7 protein-coding genes and 3 rRNA genes are annotated in these 13,894 nt (G+C 66.9%); all 10 read right to left on the bottom strand.

Translation table 11 applies throughout. The annotated features are described in order from the left end of the window. Positions 1 to 46 precede the first annotated feature (46 nt). On the bottom strand, positions 47 to 1,195 hold the full coding sequence (locus DMP23_RS13165) for a DUF1266 domain-containing protein (RefSeq protein WP_337821197.1): 1,149 nt from the start codon (positions 1,193 to 1,195) through the stop codon (positions 47 to 49). A gap of 9 nt (positions 1,196 to 1,204) precedes the next feature. Further along, positions 1,205 to 2,989: a DNA repair protein RecN gene (gene recN, locus DMP23_RS13160; protein WP_037815441.1), complete on the bottom strand. Its 1,785-nt coding sequence runs from the start codon at positions 2,987 to 2,989 to the stop codon at positions 1,205 to 1,207. 97 nt (positions 2,990 to 3,086) lie between these two features. Next, entirely contained in the window at positions 3,087 to 4,016 is a 930-nt protein-coding gene (locus tag DMP23_RS13155) for an NAD kinase (RefSeq protein WP_337821196.1), read from the bottom strand. After that, positions 4,013 to 4,831, bottom strand: coding sequence for a TlyA family RNA methyltransferase (locus DMP23_RS13150; RefSeq protein WP_337821195.1), 819 nt, complete (start codon positions 4,829 to 4,831; stop codon positions 4,013 to 4,015). The genes DMP23_RS13155 and DMP23_RS13150 overlap by 4 nt, the downstream gene beginning before the upstream one ends. A 5-nt stretch (positions 4,832 to 4,836) precedes the next feature. Next, entirely contained in the window at positions 4,837 to 5,043 is a 207-nt protein-coding gene (locus tag DMP23_RS13145; RefSeq protein ID WP_009079580.1) for a hypothetical protein, read from the bottom strand. A gap of 16 nt (positions 5,044 to 5,059) precedes the next feature. Next, complete coding sequence (locus DMP23_RS13140; RefSeq protein ID WP_337821194.1) at positions 5,060 to 6,037, bottom strand: HAD-IIA family hydrolase; 978 nt, start codon at positions 6,035 to 6,037, stop codon at positions 5,060 to 5,062. After that, positions 6,030 to 8,552, bottom strand: a complete 2,523-nt coding sequence (locus tag DMP23_RS13135) for a hypothetical protein (RefSeq protein WP_337821193.1) — start codon at positions 8,550 to 8,552, stop codon at positions 6,030 to 6,032. Before DMP23_RS13135 ends, DMP23_RS13140 begins: the two co-directional genes overlap by 8 nt. 208 nt (positions 8,553 to 8,760) lie before the next feature. After that, positions 8,761 to 8,877: ribosomal RNA gene (gene rrf, locus DMP23_RS13130) — 5S ribosomal RNA — on the bottom strand. An 84-nt stretch (positions 8,878 to 8,961) separates the two neighbouring features. Then, positions 8,962 to 12,081: ribosomal RNA gene (locus DMP23_RS13125) — 23S ribosomal RNA — on the bottom strand. A 276-nt stretch (positions 12,082 to 12,357) separates the two neighbouring features. Continuing rightward, positions 12,358 to 13,877: ribosomal RNA gene (locus tag DMP23_RS13120) — 16S ribosomal RNA — on the bottom strand. The 16S, 23S and 5S rRNA genes sit together here, the layout of an rRNA operon. Positions 13,878 to 13,894 lie beyond the last annotated feature (17 nt).

The following is a 13,894-nucleotide window of genomic DNA, read 5'->3' as shown; positions in this document are numbered from 1 at the left end:
GTGACTCGTTGTGGTGAGCCATGTCGCGCGGTAGGCGGAGCCGGGGTTAACTGTGCGGTCCGCCCGCCTCGAAATCGAGGTTGGACCAGGGGCTCGCGGGATCGTTCAGCAGCCGGTGGCGCACCCGGGCGGCCGAAACGTATTCCGGCCCGAATTCCTCGCCGTCGAGCGCGAGCAGCCTGCCCAGCACGTATCCGGTGGACAATTCCGCCCAGGAACCGTGGTAACGCCGGGCGATCGCGCCGGCTTCCAGCACCATCAATTCCGCGGTGAGCGCGTCGCAGTACCCGACCGCCAGGCCCCAGCGCGCCAATTCGACCGCGCGGCCGACGTCCCAGCCGATGATGCTGTCCACCACGCCGTCCGGCTCGAGCAGGCCGTCGGCGCGGAACCGCTGTTCGTACCGGACGATCCGGCGCACCGCCTCGAGGAGCGGACCGGCCTGGTCCTCGGCGTCGTTGTCGGAGCACCACTGCCGGACCAGCTCGACCCAGCCGTAGACGTCCAGCGCCAGCCCGCTGCGGGCGCGCAGCACGAGCACGAGGTTCCCGGTGGTGAGCTGGTAGGAATCGCCGAGCAGCCGGTCCATCGCGGCCCGCCAGCCCGTCGCGTCCGCGACGCCCCACCAGTCGCGCAGGCCGCGGACCTCGGCGACGTAGTCGTGGTAGCGCGCGTCGAGGACGTTCCACGGTTCGGCCGACAGCACCGCCTGGTGCGCGCCGCAGGCGAGCGCGTGCGCGACCGGACCGTCGAGAAGTCCGTACCGGGCCGTGTAAAGCCGCTCGACCTGCTGCTCCACCGCGGTGACCCGGTGCGGGTTCGCGTCGACCCAGGGCAGCACGGCCGCCGCGCTCACCCGCCATTCGCCGAGCGTGCCGCGGTTGAACACGACCTGTTCCTCGTGGCCGAGACCGTGCGTGGCCCAATCGAGGTCGCCGCTGAGGAACACCACGTCCGCGCCGAAATCCGGCAGCGCGCCGCGGGTGAACACCTGCAGCGACGGTTCGCCGCCGTGCGCGCAGCAGACTTTCGCGGGCGACCAGGTCCGGTCCTGCGCGAGCCGTTGCGCCTCGTCCCGGTGGATCGGCACGAACAGCTCCTCGTCGCCGAGGAGTCCGAGGAAGCGGTCGAGATCGTCCTCCCGCCGCGCGCGGGCGAGTTCGGCTTCGACGTCGGCCAGCGTGGCCCAGGTCATGGAATCCGGTCAGCCCTTCTTCGCGCGCTTGCGCTTCGCGCCGGTGTTCTTCGCTTTGTCTTTCTCCGCCGTGGCAAGGAGTTCCTCGGCGTGCGCGCGGCCGGTCTCGGTGCCGTCCATGCCGGCGAGCATCCGGGCCAGCTCGCGCACCCGGTCGTCCTGGTCGAGCGTTTTCACGCCGCTGCGCGTGACGCCGCCGCTGGTTCCCTTGTCCACCACCAGATGCTGGTCGGCGAACGCGGCGACCTGCGGCAGGTGCGTGACCACGAGGACCTGGTGCGTGCGCGCGAGCCGCGCCAGCCGCCGTCCGATCTCGACCGCGGCCCGGCCGCCGACCCCGGCGTCGACCTCGTCGAACACCAGCGTCTGCACGGTGTCCGCGTGCGCCAGCACGACCTCGATCGCCAGCATCACCCGCGACAGCTCACCGCCCGAAGCGGCTTTGTGCACCGGCAGCGGCGGCGCGCCGTTGTGCGCCCGCAGCAGCAGTTCCACTTCGTCGACGCCGTCCGGGCCCGCGTGCACCGCGTGTCCGTCGATCGCGAGCGCCTGCCGGTCGCCGTGCTCGGCCGGACGCTGCTCGACGGTGATCTCCAGCTCCGCCTGCCCCATCGCGAGACCGGACAGCTCCTTGGTGATCGCCGTCGCCAGTTCCGCGGCCGCCTTGCCGCGCGCGGCGGAAACCTCGGTGGCGTGCGCGACCAGCTGCACGGCCAGCTCGTCCCGGCGCAACGCCAGCGCGGACAGGGCTTCTTCGGACGTGTCCATCGATTCGAGCCGCCGGCGCGCGTCTTCGGCCCACGCCAGCACTCCGTCGACATCCGCGGCGTACTTGCGGGTGAGGCGCTTGAGATCGGCCTGCCGCGCGAGCACCTTCTCCAGCAGCGCCGGGTCGGCGTCCAGGTTCTCGACGTAGCTGCCCAGCTCCGCGCCGACGTCGCTCAGCAGCGTGGACGCTTCTTCCAGCCGCGGAACGAGGTCGCTCAGCGCGGAATCCTCCGCCGACACCAGCCGCCGCACCGCCTCGCCGACCAGGCCGAGCGCGCCCGGCGCGTCCGGATCGCCGTCCTGCGCGCCGGACACCGCCGCGTGCGCCTCGGTGGCCGTCGCACGCAGTTCGTCGACCGCGGCGAGCCGTTTGATCTGCTCGGTGAGCTCGACGTCCTCGCCCGGTTCGGGAGCGACCGCGTCGATCTCGTTCAGCCCGTGCTTCAGCAGGTCCGCCTGCTGAGCCATCTCGCGGGAGCGGTTGGAGCGCTCGCTCAGCTCGGTGATGACGGCCAGCCATTCCTCGCGGACCTGGCGGTAGGCGGCGAGCGGCCGCCCGACGTCCTCGCCGGCGAACCGGTCGATGACCGCGCGCTGCTCGGCCGGGCGCAGCAGCCGCAGCTGGTCGTTCTGCCCGTGCACGGCGATCACCTGCTCGGACAGGTCGGACAGCACCCCGACCGGCACGGACCGGCCGCCGAGGTGCGCCCGCGAGCGCCCGTCGGCCGCGACCGTGCGCAGCGCGATGACGCTTCCGTCCTCGTCGACGTCGGCCCCCGCGTCGGTGACGATGCGGGCGGCCGCGTCGTCCTTGCCCACGGTGAACCGGCCCTCGACGAATGCCTTCAGCATCCCGTTCCGGACCTTCGACGCCTCGGCCCGTCCGCCCGAGAGCAGATGCAGCCCGGTGACGACCATGGTTTTGCCCGCACCCGTCTCACCGGTGACCACGGTGAAGCCCGCGTGCAGTTCCAGCAGGGCTTCCTCGATGACTCCGAGGCCCTGGATGCGCATCTCGGCCAGCACGACGCATACGGTAGCGGCCCGCACCGACCTTCTGTGCGTTCGAGGTCCGCTAACTCTTCTTTTCGCTGGTCGAACACTTGTGCGGGCGCGTCGCGGATCAGCCGCCCTGGCGCTCCCCGCCGCGCCGGTCGCGCCAGCTGCGCACCGGCAGGCCGAACTTGTACACCAGCCGGTCGGTGAACACGCCGTCCCACAGCCGCACCAGCCGCACCGGCTGCTTGCCGCAGACCACGCGCACCAGCGCGCCCGGCGGCAGGTCGAACGACCGCAGCCCGTCGCAGGTCAGCGCCGCCTTCGGGCCCTTCGGGTCGATGCCGACGGTGATCACCGACTCGGGTGACACGACGAGCGGACGGGAGAACATCGCGTGCGCGTTGCTCGGCACCACGAGCAGCGCCTCGACGTCCGGCCACAGCACCGGGCCGCCGGCGGAGAAGGCGTACGCGGTGGAACCGGTCGGCGTCGCGCACAGCACGCCGTCGCAGCCGAAGGACGACACCGGACGGCCGTCGACCTCGATCAGCGCGTCGAGCACCCGCTCGCGGCTGAACTTCTCGACGCTGGCCTCGTTGAGCGCCCAGGTCCGGTAGATCTCCGCGCCGTCGGCGGTGACCGTGACGTCGACCGTCATCCGGTCCTCGACGTGGTATTCGCGATCGACCACGCGCTGCACGGCGTCGGCGAGCGCGTCCGAATCGGCCTCGGCGAGGAAGCCGACGCGGCCGAGGTTCACGCCGAGCACCGGCACCTCGGCCGGGCGCGCGAGCTCCGCCGCGCGCAGCAGGGTCCCGTCGCCGCCGAGCACGAACACGAGTTCCGCGCCCTCGGCCGGGTTGTGCTCGGGCGCGACCACGGTGCACAGCTTCGCCATGCAGCCGTCCGGGTCGATCAGCTGGAGAACGTCCTCGTCGAGCACGCGCAGCCGGATCCCGGCCTTGGCGAACCGCTGGGACACCTCGCGGGCGGCCTCCCGGGTGGTGTCCCGGTCGGGGTGCACCACGAGGAGCACTTCACGTTCGGCGGTCACTGGGGTCCTTCCTGGACTGCGGTGCGCACGAGCCGTTCGGCGTCCTCGCTGCCCGCGTCTTCCGGCTCCGTTTTGCGGAGCCACACGAAGTATTCGACGTTCCCGGAGGGTCCCGGCAACGGGCTCGCGACGACCCCGCGCAGCGACAGGCCGAGCTTCGCGGCTTCGGCGAGCACGCCCAGCACGGATTCGACGCGCAGTTCCGGATCGCGCACCACGCCGCCGCTGCCGAGCCGGTCCTTGCCGACCTCGAACTGCGGTTTGACCATCGGCAGCAGATCCGCGCCGTCGCGCGCGCACTCGGCGAGCGCGGGCAGCACGAGCTTGAGCGAGATGAAGGAAAGGTCGCCGACGACGAGATCCACCTGCCCGCCGAGGACGTCCGGCGTCAGGTTACGGACGTTCGTGCGGTCGAGGACCACGACGCGATCGTCGGTCTGCAGCTTCCAGTCGAGCAGCCCGCGCCCGACGTCGGCGGCGATGACCTGGTCGGCGCCGTTGCGCAGCAGCACATCGGTGAACCCGCCGGTGGACGCGCCCGCGTCGAGACAGCGACGGCCCTCGACGGCCAGCCCCTCGGGACCGAAACGCTCAAGCGCGCCAAGGAGTTTGTGCGCACCGCGCGACGCCCAGCCCGGGTCGTCCTCGTCCTTCACGACGATCGGCGCGTCGTTTTCCACGCCGGTGGCGGGTTTCGTGGCGACCATGCCGCGCACGGTGACCTTGCCGCCGGTGATGAGCGCGGAGGCCTGTTCGCGGGAGCGCGCGAGTCCGCGCCGCACGAGTTCCGCGTCGAGCCTGGCCCGTTTGGCCACGCCGGTCAGACCTTGTCGATGCTGGACAGGGCCACGGTCAGCTCGGTGTGCACGGCCTCGAACCGGTCCACGTGCTCGGCGGGCGGCAGCGTGTCGAGGTCGTCGAGCCCGGCGACGGCCTCGTCGATGCCCGCCCGCGGGTCAGTCTGCTGCGGGCCGGGTCCGGGGATCGGCGGGGGTCCGGGAACCGGCCGCGGAACGTTCGGGTGCACAGCCCCAAACTACCAGTCAGGCCAGCCCGAGCCCGGTCACTGCCGCCGCGGCCGCGTCGCCGTCCGCGCGCACCTGCGAGACGCCGGTGCGCCACGCCGCGTCGCACAGCGCGCGCAGCAGGTCGAGCTTGTCGCCTTCGCCGCGTACGGTCAGCTCGTCCCCTTCGCTGATCTCCCAGCCGGTTCGCTTGCCGACGCGCAATTCGTCGGCCGGCTGCGCGAGCGCGGTGAGGTCGGCGCCGAGGTGACTCGGCCGTTCCGCCGGGATCGCGGTGAGCAGCGTCGCCGGAGTCGCGATGCCGGTGAGGACGCACAGCGAGTCGAGCCCCGCCGCGACCGCACCCGCGATGTCCGTGTCGAGCCGGTCCCCGACCACCAGCGGGCGCTTCGCCTTCGCCGACCGCGCGGCCGTCTCGAACAGCAGCGGCTGCGGCTTCCCCGCGACGACCGGCTCCGCCCCGGTGGCGATCTTGAGCGCCCCGACCATGGACCCGTTGCCCGGCATCAGCCCGCGCTCGGTCGGCAGCGTGGTGTCGGTGTTCGTCGCGACCCACAGCCCGCCTGCCCGGATCACGATGCTCGCCTCGGCGAGGTCCGCCCATCCGGTTTCCGGCGAATGTCCTTGCACCACCGCGGAAACGTCGTCGCCCGCGGTCCGCACCGGCTCCAGTCCCACGGCGGAGATCTGGTCGCCGAGCGAGACGGTGCCGACAATGAGCACCTTCGCCCCGGACGGCAGCCGGTCCCGAAGGAGCCCGGCTGCCGCCTGAGCGCTCGTGTGCACCTCTTCGGTGTCCGCGGAGATCCCGAGGTCCCGGAGATGCTCCGCGACCGCCGACGGGGCCTTGGATGCGTTGTTGGTCACGAACCGGACCGCCGTGCCCTGTTCGCGCACGGCGGCCACGGCTTCCGCGGCGCCCTCGATCACCTGCGTCCCGTGGTACACGGTGCCGTCGAGATCGAACAGCAGCGCGTCGTAGGCCACGTCAGTCATCCGTCTCGCTGGAACCGTTCGCCTCGTTCGCGTTCGCCTCGTTCGCCAGGTCCGCGGCCCGCTCGGCGGCGTCGGTCTCGTCCTCGGCGTCGGCCTCCGCGGCGTTCAGGAACCACTGCACGGCCTCTTCCTTGCGCCCGGCAGCCTCGAGGTTGTCGGCGTACGCGTAGAACAGGCGCGCGCTCCACGGATCGCGCTTGGCCGCCTGGAGGTCCGGCCCCTGCAACGACACGACCGCCGCGTCCAGCTGCCCGAGATCGCGCCGCGCGCCCGCCGCGACGATCGCCAGCTCGACCTGGGTCGACTTGGTGAGCCGTTCCTTGTCGGTCTCCTTGGCGAGGTCGAGGGCGCGCTCCGGACGTCCGAGCGCGCGCTCGGCGTCCGCGATGATCGCGATGTGCTCGTCGCTGCGCGTCATCCGCCGGACGGCACGCAGTTCGGACAGCGCTTCCTGCCAGTTGCCGGCGTGGTAAGCGACCAGCCCGAGCCCTTCGCGGACGATCGGCACCCGAGACGCCTTGGTCTTCGCGTACCGCGCGTGCTCGAGCGCGGCCTCCGGGTCCTCGTCGACCAGCCCGCCCGCGGCGACCAGGTGCTTCCCGACGGTCTCCGCGAGCCCCTTCGGCAGGGTGCGCAGCTCGCGGCGGACTTCCTCGTCGAGGTCGGAGAACTCGATGTCCTCAGGCAGTTCTGGAGCTTCGAGCAGCTCGCGGGCGAGTGCCGCGTCCTGCTCCTCGACGGTCACCGGCCGCTTGGTGCGAGGACGGTCGTCCCTGCGGTCACGCCGGTCACCCCGGGTGTCGCGGCTGTCCCTGCTGCCACGGTTGTCGCGGTCGCCACGGTCGCTGCGGTTGTCGCGCTCCCGACGGTCCTGCCGCTCCTGCCGCTCGCCACGGTCGTCCCGGCTGTCCTGCGGCCGTTCCTGGCTCTCAGCAGCCTCGACGCTCCCGGTCCGGTCCCCCGCACCCGACTCGACGTCCGCGGCGCTCGAGCCAGCAGTCACCTCGTCGACTACCGCGGATTCCTCGACCGCAGCCGAAGAGGTCTCCTCGACCTCTTCGCGCCGCCCGCGGACACCCTCGTCCTGACGGTCGTTCCGGAACCCACCGTCGCGCTGGTCCTTGCGGAACCCGCCCGAACGCTCGTCCCGGCGATCCCCGCCAGGCCGCTTGTCCCCGGCGCGGTCGTCGCGACGGAACCCGCCGGACCGCTCGCCTCGGTAACCGCCCTCGTCGCGCCGGTCGTTGCGGAACCCGCCCGAACGGTCGTCACGCCGGTCGTTCCGGTATCCGCCGGAGCGATCGTCGCGCCGCTCGCCTCGGTAACCGCTTTCGTCGCGGCGGTCGTTGCGGAATCCACCGGACCGATCGTCCCGCCGGTCTCCGCGGTAGCCGCCCTCGTCGCGCCGCTCGTTGCGGAACCCGCCCGAACGGTCGTCCCGCCGGTTGTCGCGGAACCCGCCGGAGCGGTCGTCACGCCGATCCCCGCGGTAACCGCCTTCGTCGCGGCGGTCATTGCGGAACCCGCCCGGACGGCTGTCGCGACGCTCGTCGCGATCGTTGCGGAATCCGCGGTCGTCGCGCCGGTTCCCGCTGGACCGGTCGTCGCGGAATCCGCCGGAACCCCGGTTCCCGCCACGGAATCCACCGTCGCGCGGACCCCGGTCGTCCCGGTCCCGGTACCCGCCCGGCTTGCCGCCACGGTCATCCCGGTAGCCCCCGGGTTTGCCGCCACGGTCGTCCCGGTAGCCCCCGGGTTTGCCACCGCGGTCGTCCCGGTACCCGCCCGGCTTGCTGCCGCGGTCGTCGCGGTAGCCGCCGCGCGCCTCGCGATCGCCGGGCTTGCCGCCTCGGTTGTCGCGGTCGCCGTAGCCGCCGCGCCGGTCGTTGTCGCGGAATCCGCCGGACCCGCGCCGATCGTCGCGGAACCCGCCGCCCTGGGAGTCCTTGCCGCGGTATCCGCCCGGCCCGCGCCGGTCGTCGCTGCCGCGCCGGTCGTCGTTCCAGCGCCCGCTGGACCGTTCTCCATAAGAGGACTTGCCCTGCGGCCGCCCGCCGCGATCGCTGTAGGACTTCCCATCCGGACGATCACCGTACGACTTGCCGGGCCCGCCGGAGCGCTCGCCGTAGGAAGAACGTCCCTCGGGACGCCCCGAACGGTCGCCGTAGGGCTTGCCGCCGGAACGGTCGCCGTAAGACTTGCCTTGCGGACGGTCGAACTCGCGCTTGCCGCGGGGGCGGAAGTCGCGGTCGTCGTCGCGCTTCGCGCCGTATCCGCGGTTTTCGCGAGGGCCGTCGCCGCGATCGGGTCGGCCGGCGAACCCTCCGGACCCGCGTGCGCCGCGGTCGTCCCGCCGGGGCCAGCCCTGGTGGCTGTCCCGCCCGCCGCGGTCCTGCCGCGCGCCGCGCCGGTCTCCCCGGGGCGCGTCGGACCGGCCGCCGCGGGAGTCCTGGTCGCGGCGAGCCGACCGACCGGACCCCTCATCCGCTGAGTCACGTCGACCGAACTCGGACACCTGGCCTCCTGCCATAGACAACTCTGGAATTCTGAAGACGGCCCTCCGTACGAGGGCCGATTGACTATCCTACGGGCCCGTTCGGAGCAACCTCGCGCGGGCGGACCTGAGCCGCCTCGCGCGCCCTCCGAGCGGACGCGAACATGAGTCTGGGCCCCGGGAGAACCACCAGGGGTTCTCGGACCGGGGCCCAGACCTATCAGGTTAAGTTCGGCGGTGTCCTACTCTCCCACAACCCTTCGGTTGCAGTACCATCGGCGCAGTCAGGCTTAGCTTCCGGGTTCGGAATGGGACCGGGCGTTTCCCTGACGCTAAAACCACCGAAACACTCCGAAACAACACACACCCACCCCTCGAGGGGCGACCGGTGTGGTGTTTCAGAACCGTAGAGTGGATGCGTAACATCTTCGTGGGCAAGTCCTCGGCCTATTAGTACCAGTCAACTCGACAACACATTACTGTGCTTCCATTTCTGGCCTATCAACCCAATCGTCTCTTGGGGGCCTTAACCCACATGGGGTGGGATACCTCATCTTGGAACAGGCTTCCCGCTTAGATGCCTTCAGCGGTTATCCCTTCCGAACATAGCCAACCAGCCATGCCACTGGCGTGACAACTGGCACACCAGAGGTCCGTCCGTCCCGGTCCTCTCGTACTAGGGACAGCCTTCCTCAAGTATCCTGCGCGCGCGGCGGATAGGGACCGAACTGTCTCACGACGTTCTAAACCCAGCTCGCGTGCCGCTTTAATGGGCGAACAGCCCAACCCTTGGGACCTACTCCGGCCCCAGGATGCGACGAGCCGACATCGAGGTGCCAAACCATGCCGTCGATATGGACTCTTGGGCAAGATCAGCCTGTTATCCCCGGGGTACCTTTTATCCGTTGAGCGACACCCCTTCCACCAGGAGGTGCCGGATCACTAGTCCCGACTTTCGTCCCTGCTCGACATGTCTGTCTCACAGTCAAGCTCCCTTGTGCACTTGCACTCGACACCTGATTGCCAACCAGGCTGAGGGAACCTTTGGGCGCCTCCGTTACCCTTTAGGAGGCAACCGCCCCAGTTAAACTACCCATCAGGCACTGTCCCTGAACCAGATCATGGTCCGAGGTTCAGATTCCCAATCCGACCAGAGTGGTATTTCAACAACGACTCCACACCCACTAGCGTGAGCGCTTCACAGTCTCCCACCTATCCTACACAAGCCGAACCGAAAACCAATACCAAACTATAGTAAAGGTCCCGGGGTCTTTCCGTCCTGCCGCGCGTAACGAGCATCTTTACTCGTAATGCAATTTCGCCGGGCCTGTGGTCGAGACAGCCGGAAAGTCGTTACGCCATTCGTGCAGGTCGGAACTTACCCGACAAGGAATTTCGCTACCTTAGGATGGTTATAGTTACCACCGCCGTTTACTGGCGCTTAAATTCTCAGCTTCACCCCCCGAAAGGAGTTAACCGGTCCTCTTAACGTTCCAGCACCGGGCAGGCGTCAGTCCATATACATCGTCTTGCGACTTCGCATGGACCTGTGTTTTTAGTAAACAGTCGCTTTCCGCTGGTCTCTGCGGCCAACCACCGCTCCACCCGCAAGGGGTATCACAGTGCTTGGCCCCCCTTCTCCCGAAGTTACGGGGGCATTTTGCCGAGTTCCTTAACCACAGTTCACCCGATCGCCTTGGTATTCTCTACCTGACCACCTGTGTTGGTTTGGGGTACGGGCCGTGCATGCACTCACTAGAGGCTTTTCTCGACAGCATAGGATCACCCACTTCGCCTCAAACGGCTACGCATCACGTCTCAGCCTATATGCCATGCGGATTTGCCTACATGACGGCCTACACGCTTACACCAGGACAACCATCGCCTGGCGGAGCTACCTTCCTGCGTCACCCCATCGCTTGACTACTACGGAATCAGGTCCCACGCTCCACACACGGCCTCCGTCCGAAGACTTCAACCGCGGCTTCGGGTGGTTAGTGTCAACCGCCTCGCCATGGGCGCACATGCTCGGGTACGGGAATATCAACCCGTTGTCCATCGACTACGCCTGTCGGCCTCGCCTTAGGTCCCGACTTACCCTGGGCGGATTAGCCTGGCCCAGGAACCCTTGGTCATCCGGCGGCAGAGTTTCTCACTCTGCATTCGCTACTCATGCCTGCATTCTCACTCCCGCACCCTCCACGACTCGCTTCCGCGGCCGCTTCCCTGGATGCAGGACGCTCCCCTACCCATCCACACCACTGCACAAGAACCCGAAAGCTCTTGCGGATGTATTGTGTGAATGACACAGCTTCGGCGGTGTGCTTAAGCCCCGCTACATTGTCGGCGCAGGACCACTTGACCAGTGAGCTATTACGCACTCTTTCAAGGGTGGCTGCTTCTAAGCCAACCTCCTGGTTGTCTGGGCAATCCCACATCCTTTCCCACTGAGCACACACTTAGGGGCCTTAGCTGGTGTTCTGGGCTGTTTCCCTCTCGACGACGAAGCTTATCCCCCGCCGTCTCACTGCCGCGCTCTCACTAACCGGTATTCGGAGTTTGGTTGATTTCGGTAACCCGGTAAGGCCCCTAGACCATCCAGTAGCTCTACCCCCGGCAAGAAACACGCGACGCTGCACCTAAATGCATTTCGGGGAGAACCAGCTATCACGGAGTTTGATTGGCCTTTCACCCCTACCCACAGCTCATCCCCTCAGTTTTCAACCTAAGTGGGTTCGGGCCTCCACGACGTCTTACCGTCGCTTCACCCTGGCCATGGGTAGATCACTCCGCTTCGGGTCTAGACCACGCGACTATTTCGCCCTATTCAGACTCGCTTTCGCTACGGCTACCCCACCCGGGTTAACCTCGCCACGCAGCACTAACTCGCAGGCTCATTCTTCAAAAGGCACGCCATCACGTCGAAACGCTCTGACGGCTTGTAGGCACACGGTTTCAGGTACTCTTTCACTCCCCTCCCGGGGTACTTTTCATCTTTCCCTCACGGTACTCGTCCGCTATCGGTCTTCAGGAAGTATTTAGGCTTACCGGGTGGTCCCGGCAGATTCACAGCAAATTCCACGAGCTCGCTGCTACTCGGGAACACCAAACAAACACACGCAACATGTTTTCGCGTACGGGACTCTCACCCACTCCGGTCCGCCATCCCAAGCGGTTCCACTAACACGCGCGCACATTCCGAGGACTGTCAGATCCTCGACGCTGGGTCCCACAACACCGCCTGCACAACGCCTGACAGCTTGACATGCAAACGGTTTAGCCTCTTCCGCTTTCGCTCGCCACTACTCACGGAATCACTTTTGTTTTCTCTTCCTGCGGGTACTGAGATGTTTCACTTCCCCGCGTTCCCTCCGCACCGGCTATATATTCACCGGCGGGTAACACCACATCACTGGTGCTGGGTTTCCCCATTCGGAAATCCTCGGATCACAGCTCGGTTGACAGCTCCCCGAGGCATATCGCAGCCTCCCACGTCCTTCATCGGCTCCTGAAGCCAAGACATCCACCATGTGCCCTTAACAACTTGACCACAAAGATGCTCGCATCCACTCTACAGTTCTCAAACACCACACCAGAAACAACGTGTGTTGCCTCAGGACCCAACAGCGTGCAGTGAACACCCGACCACCCGGACTCCGCTCCCCCGTTCCACACGGCAAGCCGCAGTACTGAGCAGGAACATCATCCACCGTCGCCGGCGATAACCAGTAGTTCCACAATTCCTTGAGCAAGCCCGGCAACACCACACGCGGGTGTTAGACCGTGCCCACTCCCGACCGTGGCCGGGATGTGTTGTGCTCCTTAGAAAGGAGGTGATCCAGCCGCACCTTCCGGTACGGCTACCTTGTTACGACTTCGTCCCAATCGCCAGTCCCACCTTCGACCACTCCCTCCCTTGCGGGTTGGGCCATGGGCTTCGGGTGTTACCGACTTTCATGACGTGACGGGCGGTGTGTACAAGGCCCGGGAACGTATTCACCGCAGCGTTGCTGATCTGCGATTACTAGCGACTCCGACTTCACGCAGTCGAGTTGCAGACTGCGATCCGAACTGAGACCGGCTTTAAGGGATTCGCTCCACCTCGCGGTATCGCAGCCCTCTGTACCAGCCATTGTAGCATGTGTGAAGCCCTGGACATAAGGGGCATGATGACTTGACGTCATCCCCACCTTCCTCCGAGTTGACCCCGGCAGTCTCCCACGAGTCCCCGCCATGACGCGCTGGCAACGTAGGATAAGGGTTGCGCTCGTTGCGGGACTTAACCCAACATCTCACGACACGAGCTGACGACAGCCATGCACCACCTGTACACCAACCACAAGGGAAGCCCCATCTCTGGGGATGTCTGGCGCATGTCAAGCCCAGGTAAGGTTCTTCGCGTTGCATCGAATTAATCCACATGCTCCGCCGCTTGTGCGGGCCCCCGTCAATTCCTTTGAGTTTTAGCCTTGCGGCCGTACTCCCCAGGCGGGGCGCTTAATGCGTTAGCTACGGCACGGACAACGTGGAATGTCGCCCACACCTAGCGCCCAACGTTTACAGCGTGGACTACCAGGGTATCTAATCCTGTTCGCTCCCCACGCTTTCGCTCCTCAGCGTCAGTATCGGCCCAGAGACCCGCCTTCGCCACCGGTGTTCCTCCTGATATCTGCGCATTTCACCGCTACACCAGGAATTCCAGTCTCCCCTGCCGAACTCAAGTCTGCCCGTATCGACTGCACGCTGAAGGTTAAGCCTCCAGATTTCACAGCCGACGCGACAAACCGCCTACGAGCTCTTTACGCCCAATAATTCCGGACAACGCTCGCACCCTACGTATTACCGCGGCTGCTGGCACGTAGTTAGCCGGTGCTTCTTATCCAGGTACCGTCACTTGCGCTTCGTCCCTGGCGAAAGAGGTTTACAACCCGAAGGCCGTCATCCCTCACGCGGCGTCGCTGCATCAGGCTTGCGCCCATTGTGCAATATTCCCCACTGCTGCCTCCCGTAGGAGTCTGGGCCGTGTCTCAGTCCCAGTGTGGCCGGTCACCCTCTCAGGCCGGCTACCCGTCGTCGCCTTGGTAGGCCATTACCCCACCAACAAGCTGATAGGCCGCGGGTTCATCCCATACCGCCGGAACTTTCCACCACCACAGATGCCTGTAGTGGTCATATCCGGTATTAGACCCAGTTTCCCAGGCTTATCCCAGAGTACAGGGCAGATTACCCACGTGTTACTCACCCGTTCGCCACTCATCCCCGGCCGAAACCGGTTCAGCGTTCGACTTGCATGTGTTAAGCACGCCGCCAGCGTTCGTCCTGAGCCAGGATCAAACTCTCCAACAATGTCTTCAAGTTCGATC

It is taken from the genome of Amycolatopsis sp. A1MSW2902 (assembly GCF_017312175.1).
In the GTDB taxonomy this organism is placed as follows: domain Bacteria; phylum Actinomycetota; class Actinomycetes; order Mycobacteriales; family Pseudonocardiaceae; genus Amycolatopsis; species Amycolatopsis nivea.
The sequence above is the reverse complement of the archived record's forward strand: the minus strand, read 5'-3'. Positions and strand labels throughout refer to the sequence as shown.

Excerpts from the sequence above, each read along its gene's own strand:
- DMP23_RS13165 (WP_337821197.1), bottom strand. The coding sequence starts at position 1,195 with ATGACCTGGGCCACGCTGGCCGACGTCGAAGCCGAACTCGCCCGCGCG.
- DMP23_RS13140 (WP_337821194.1), bottom strand. The coding sequence starts at position 6,037 with ATGACTGACGTGGCCTACGACGCGCTGCTGTTCGATCTCGACGGCACC.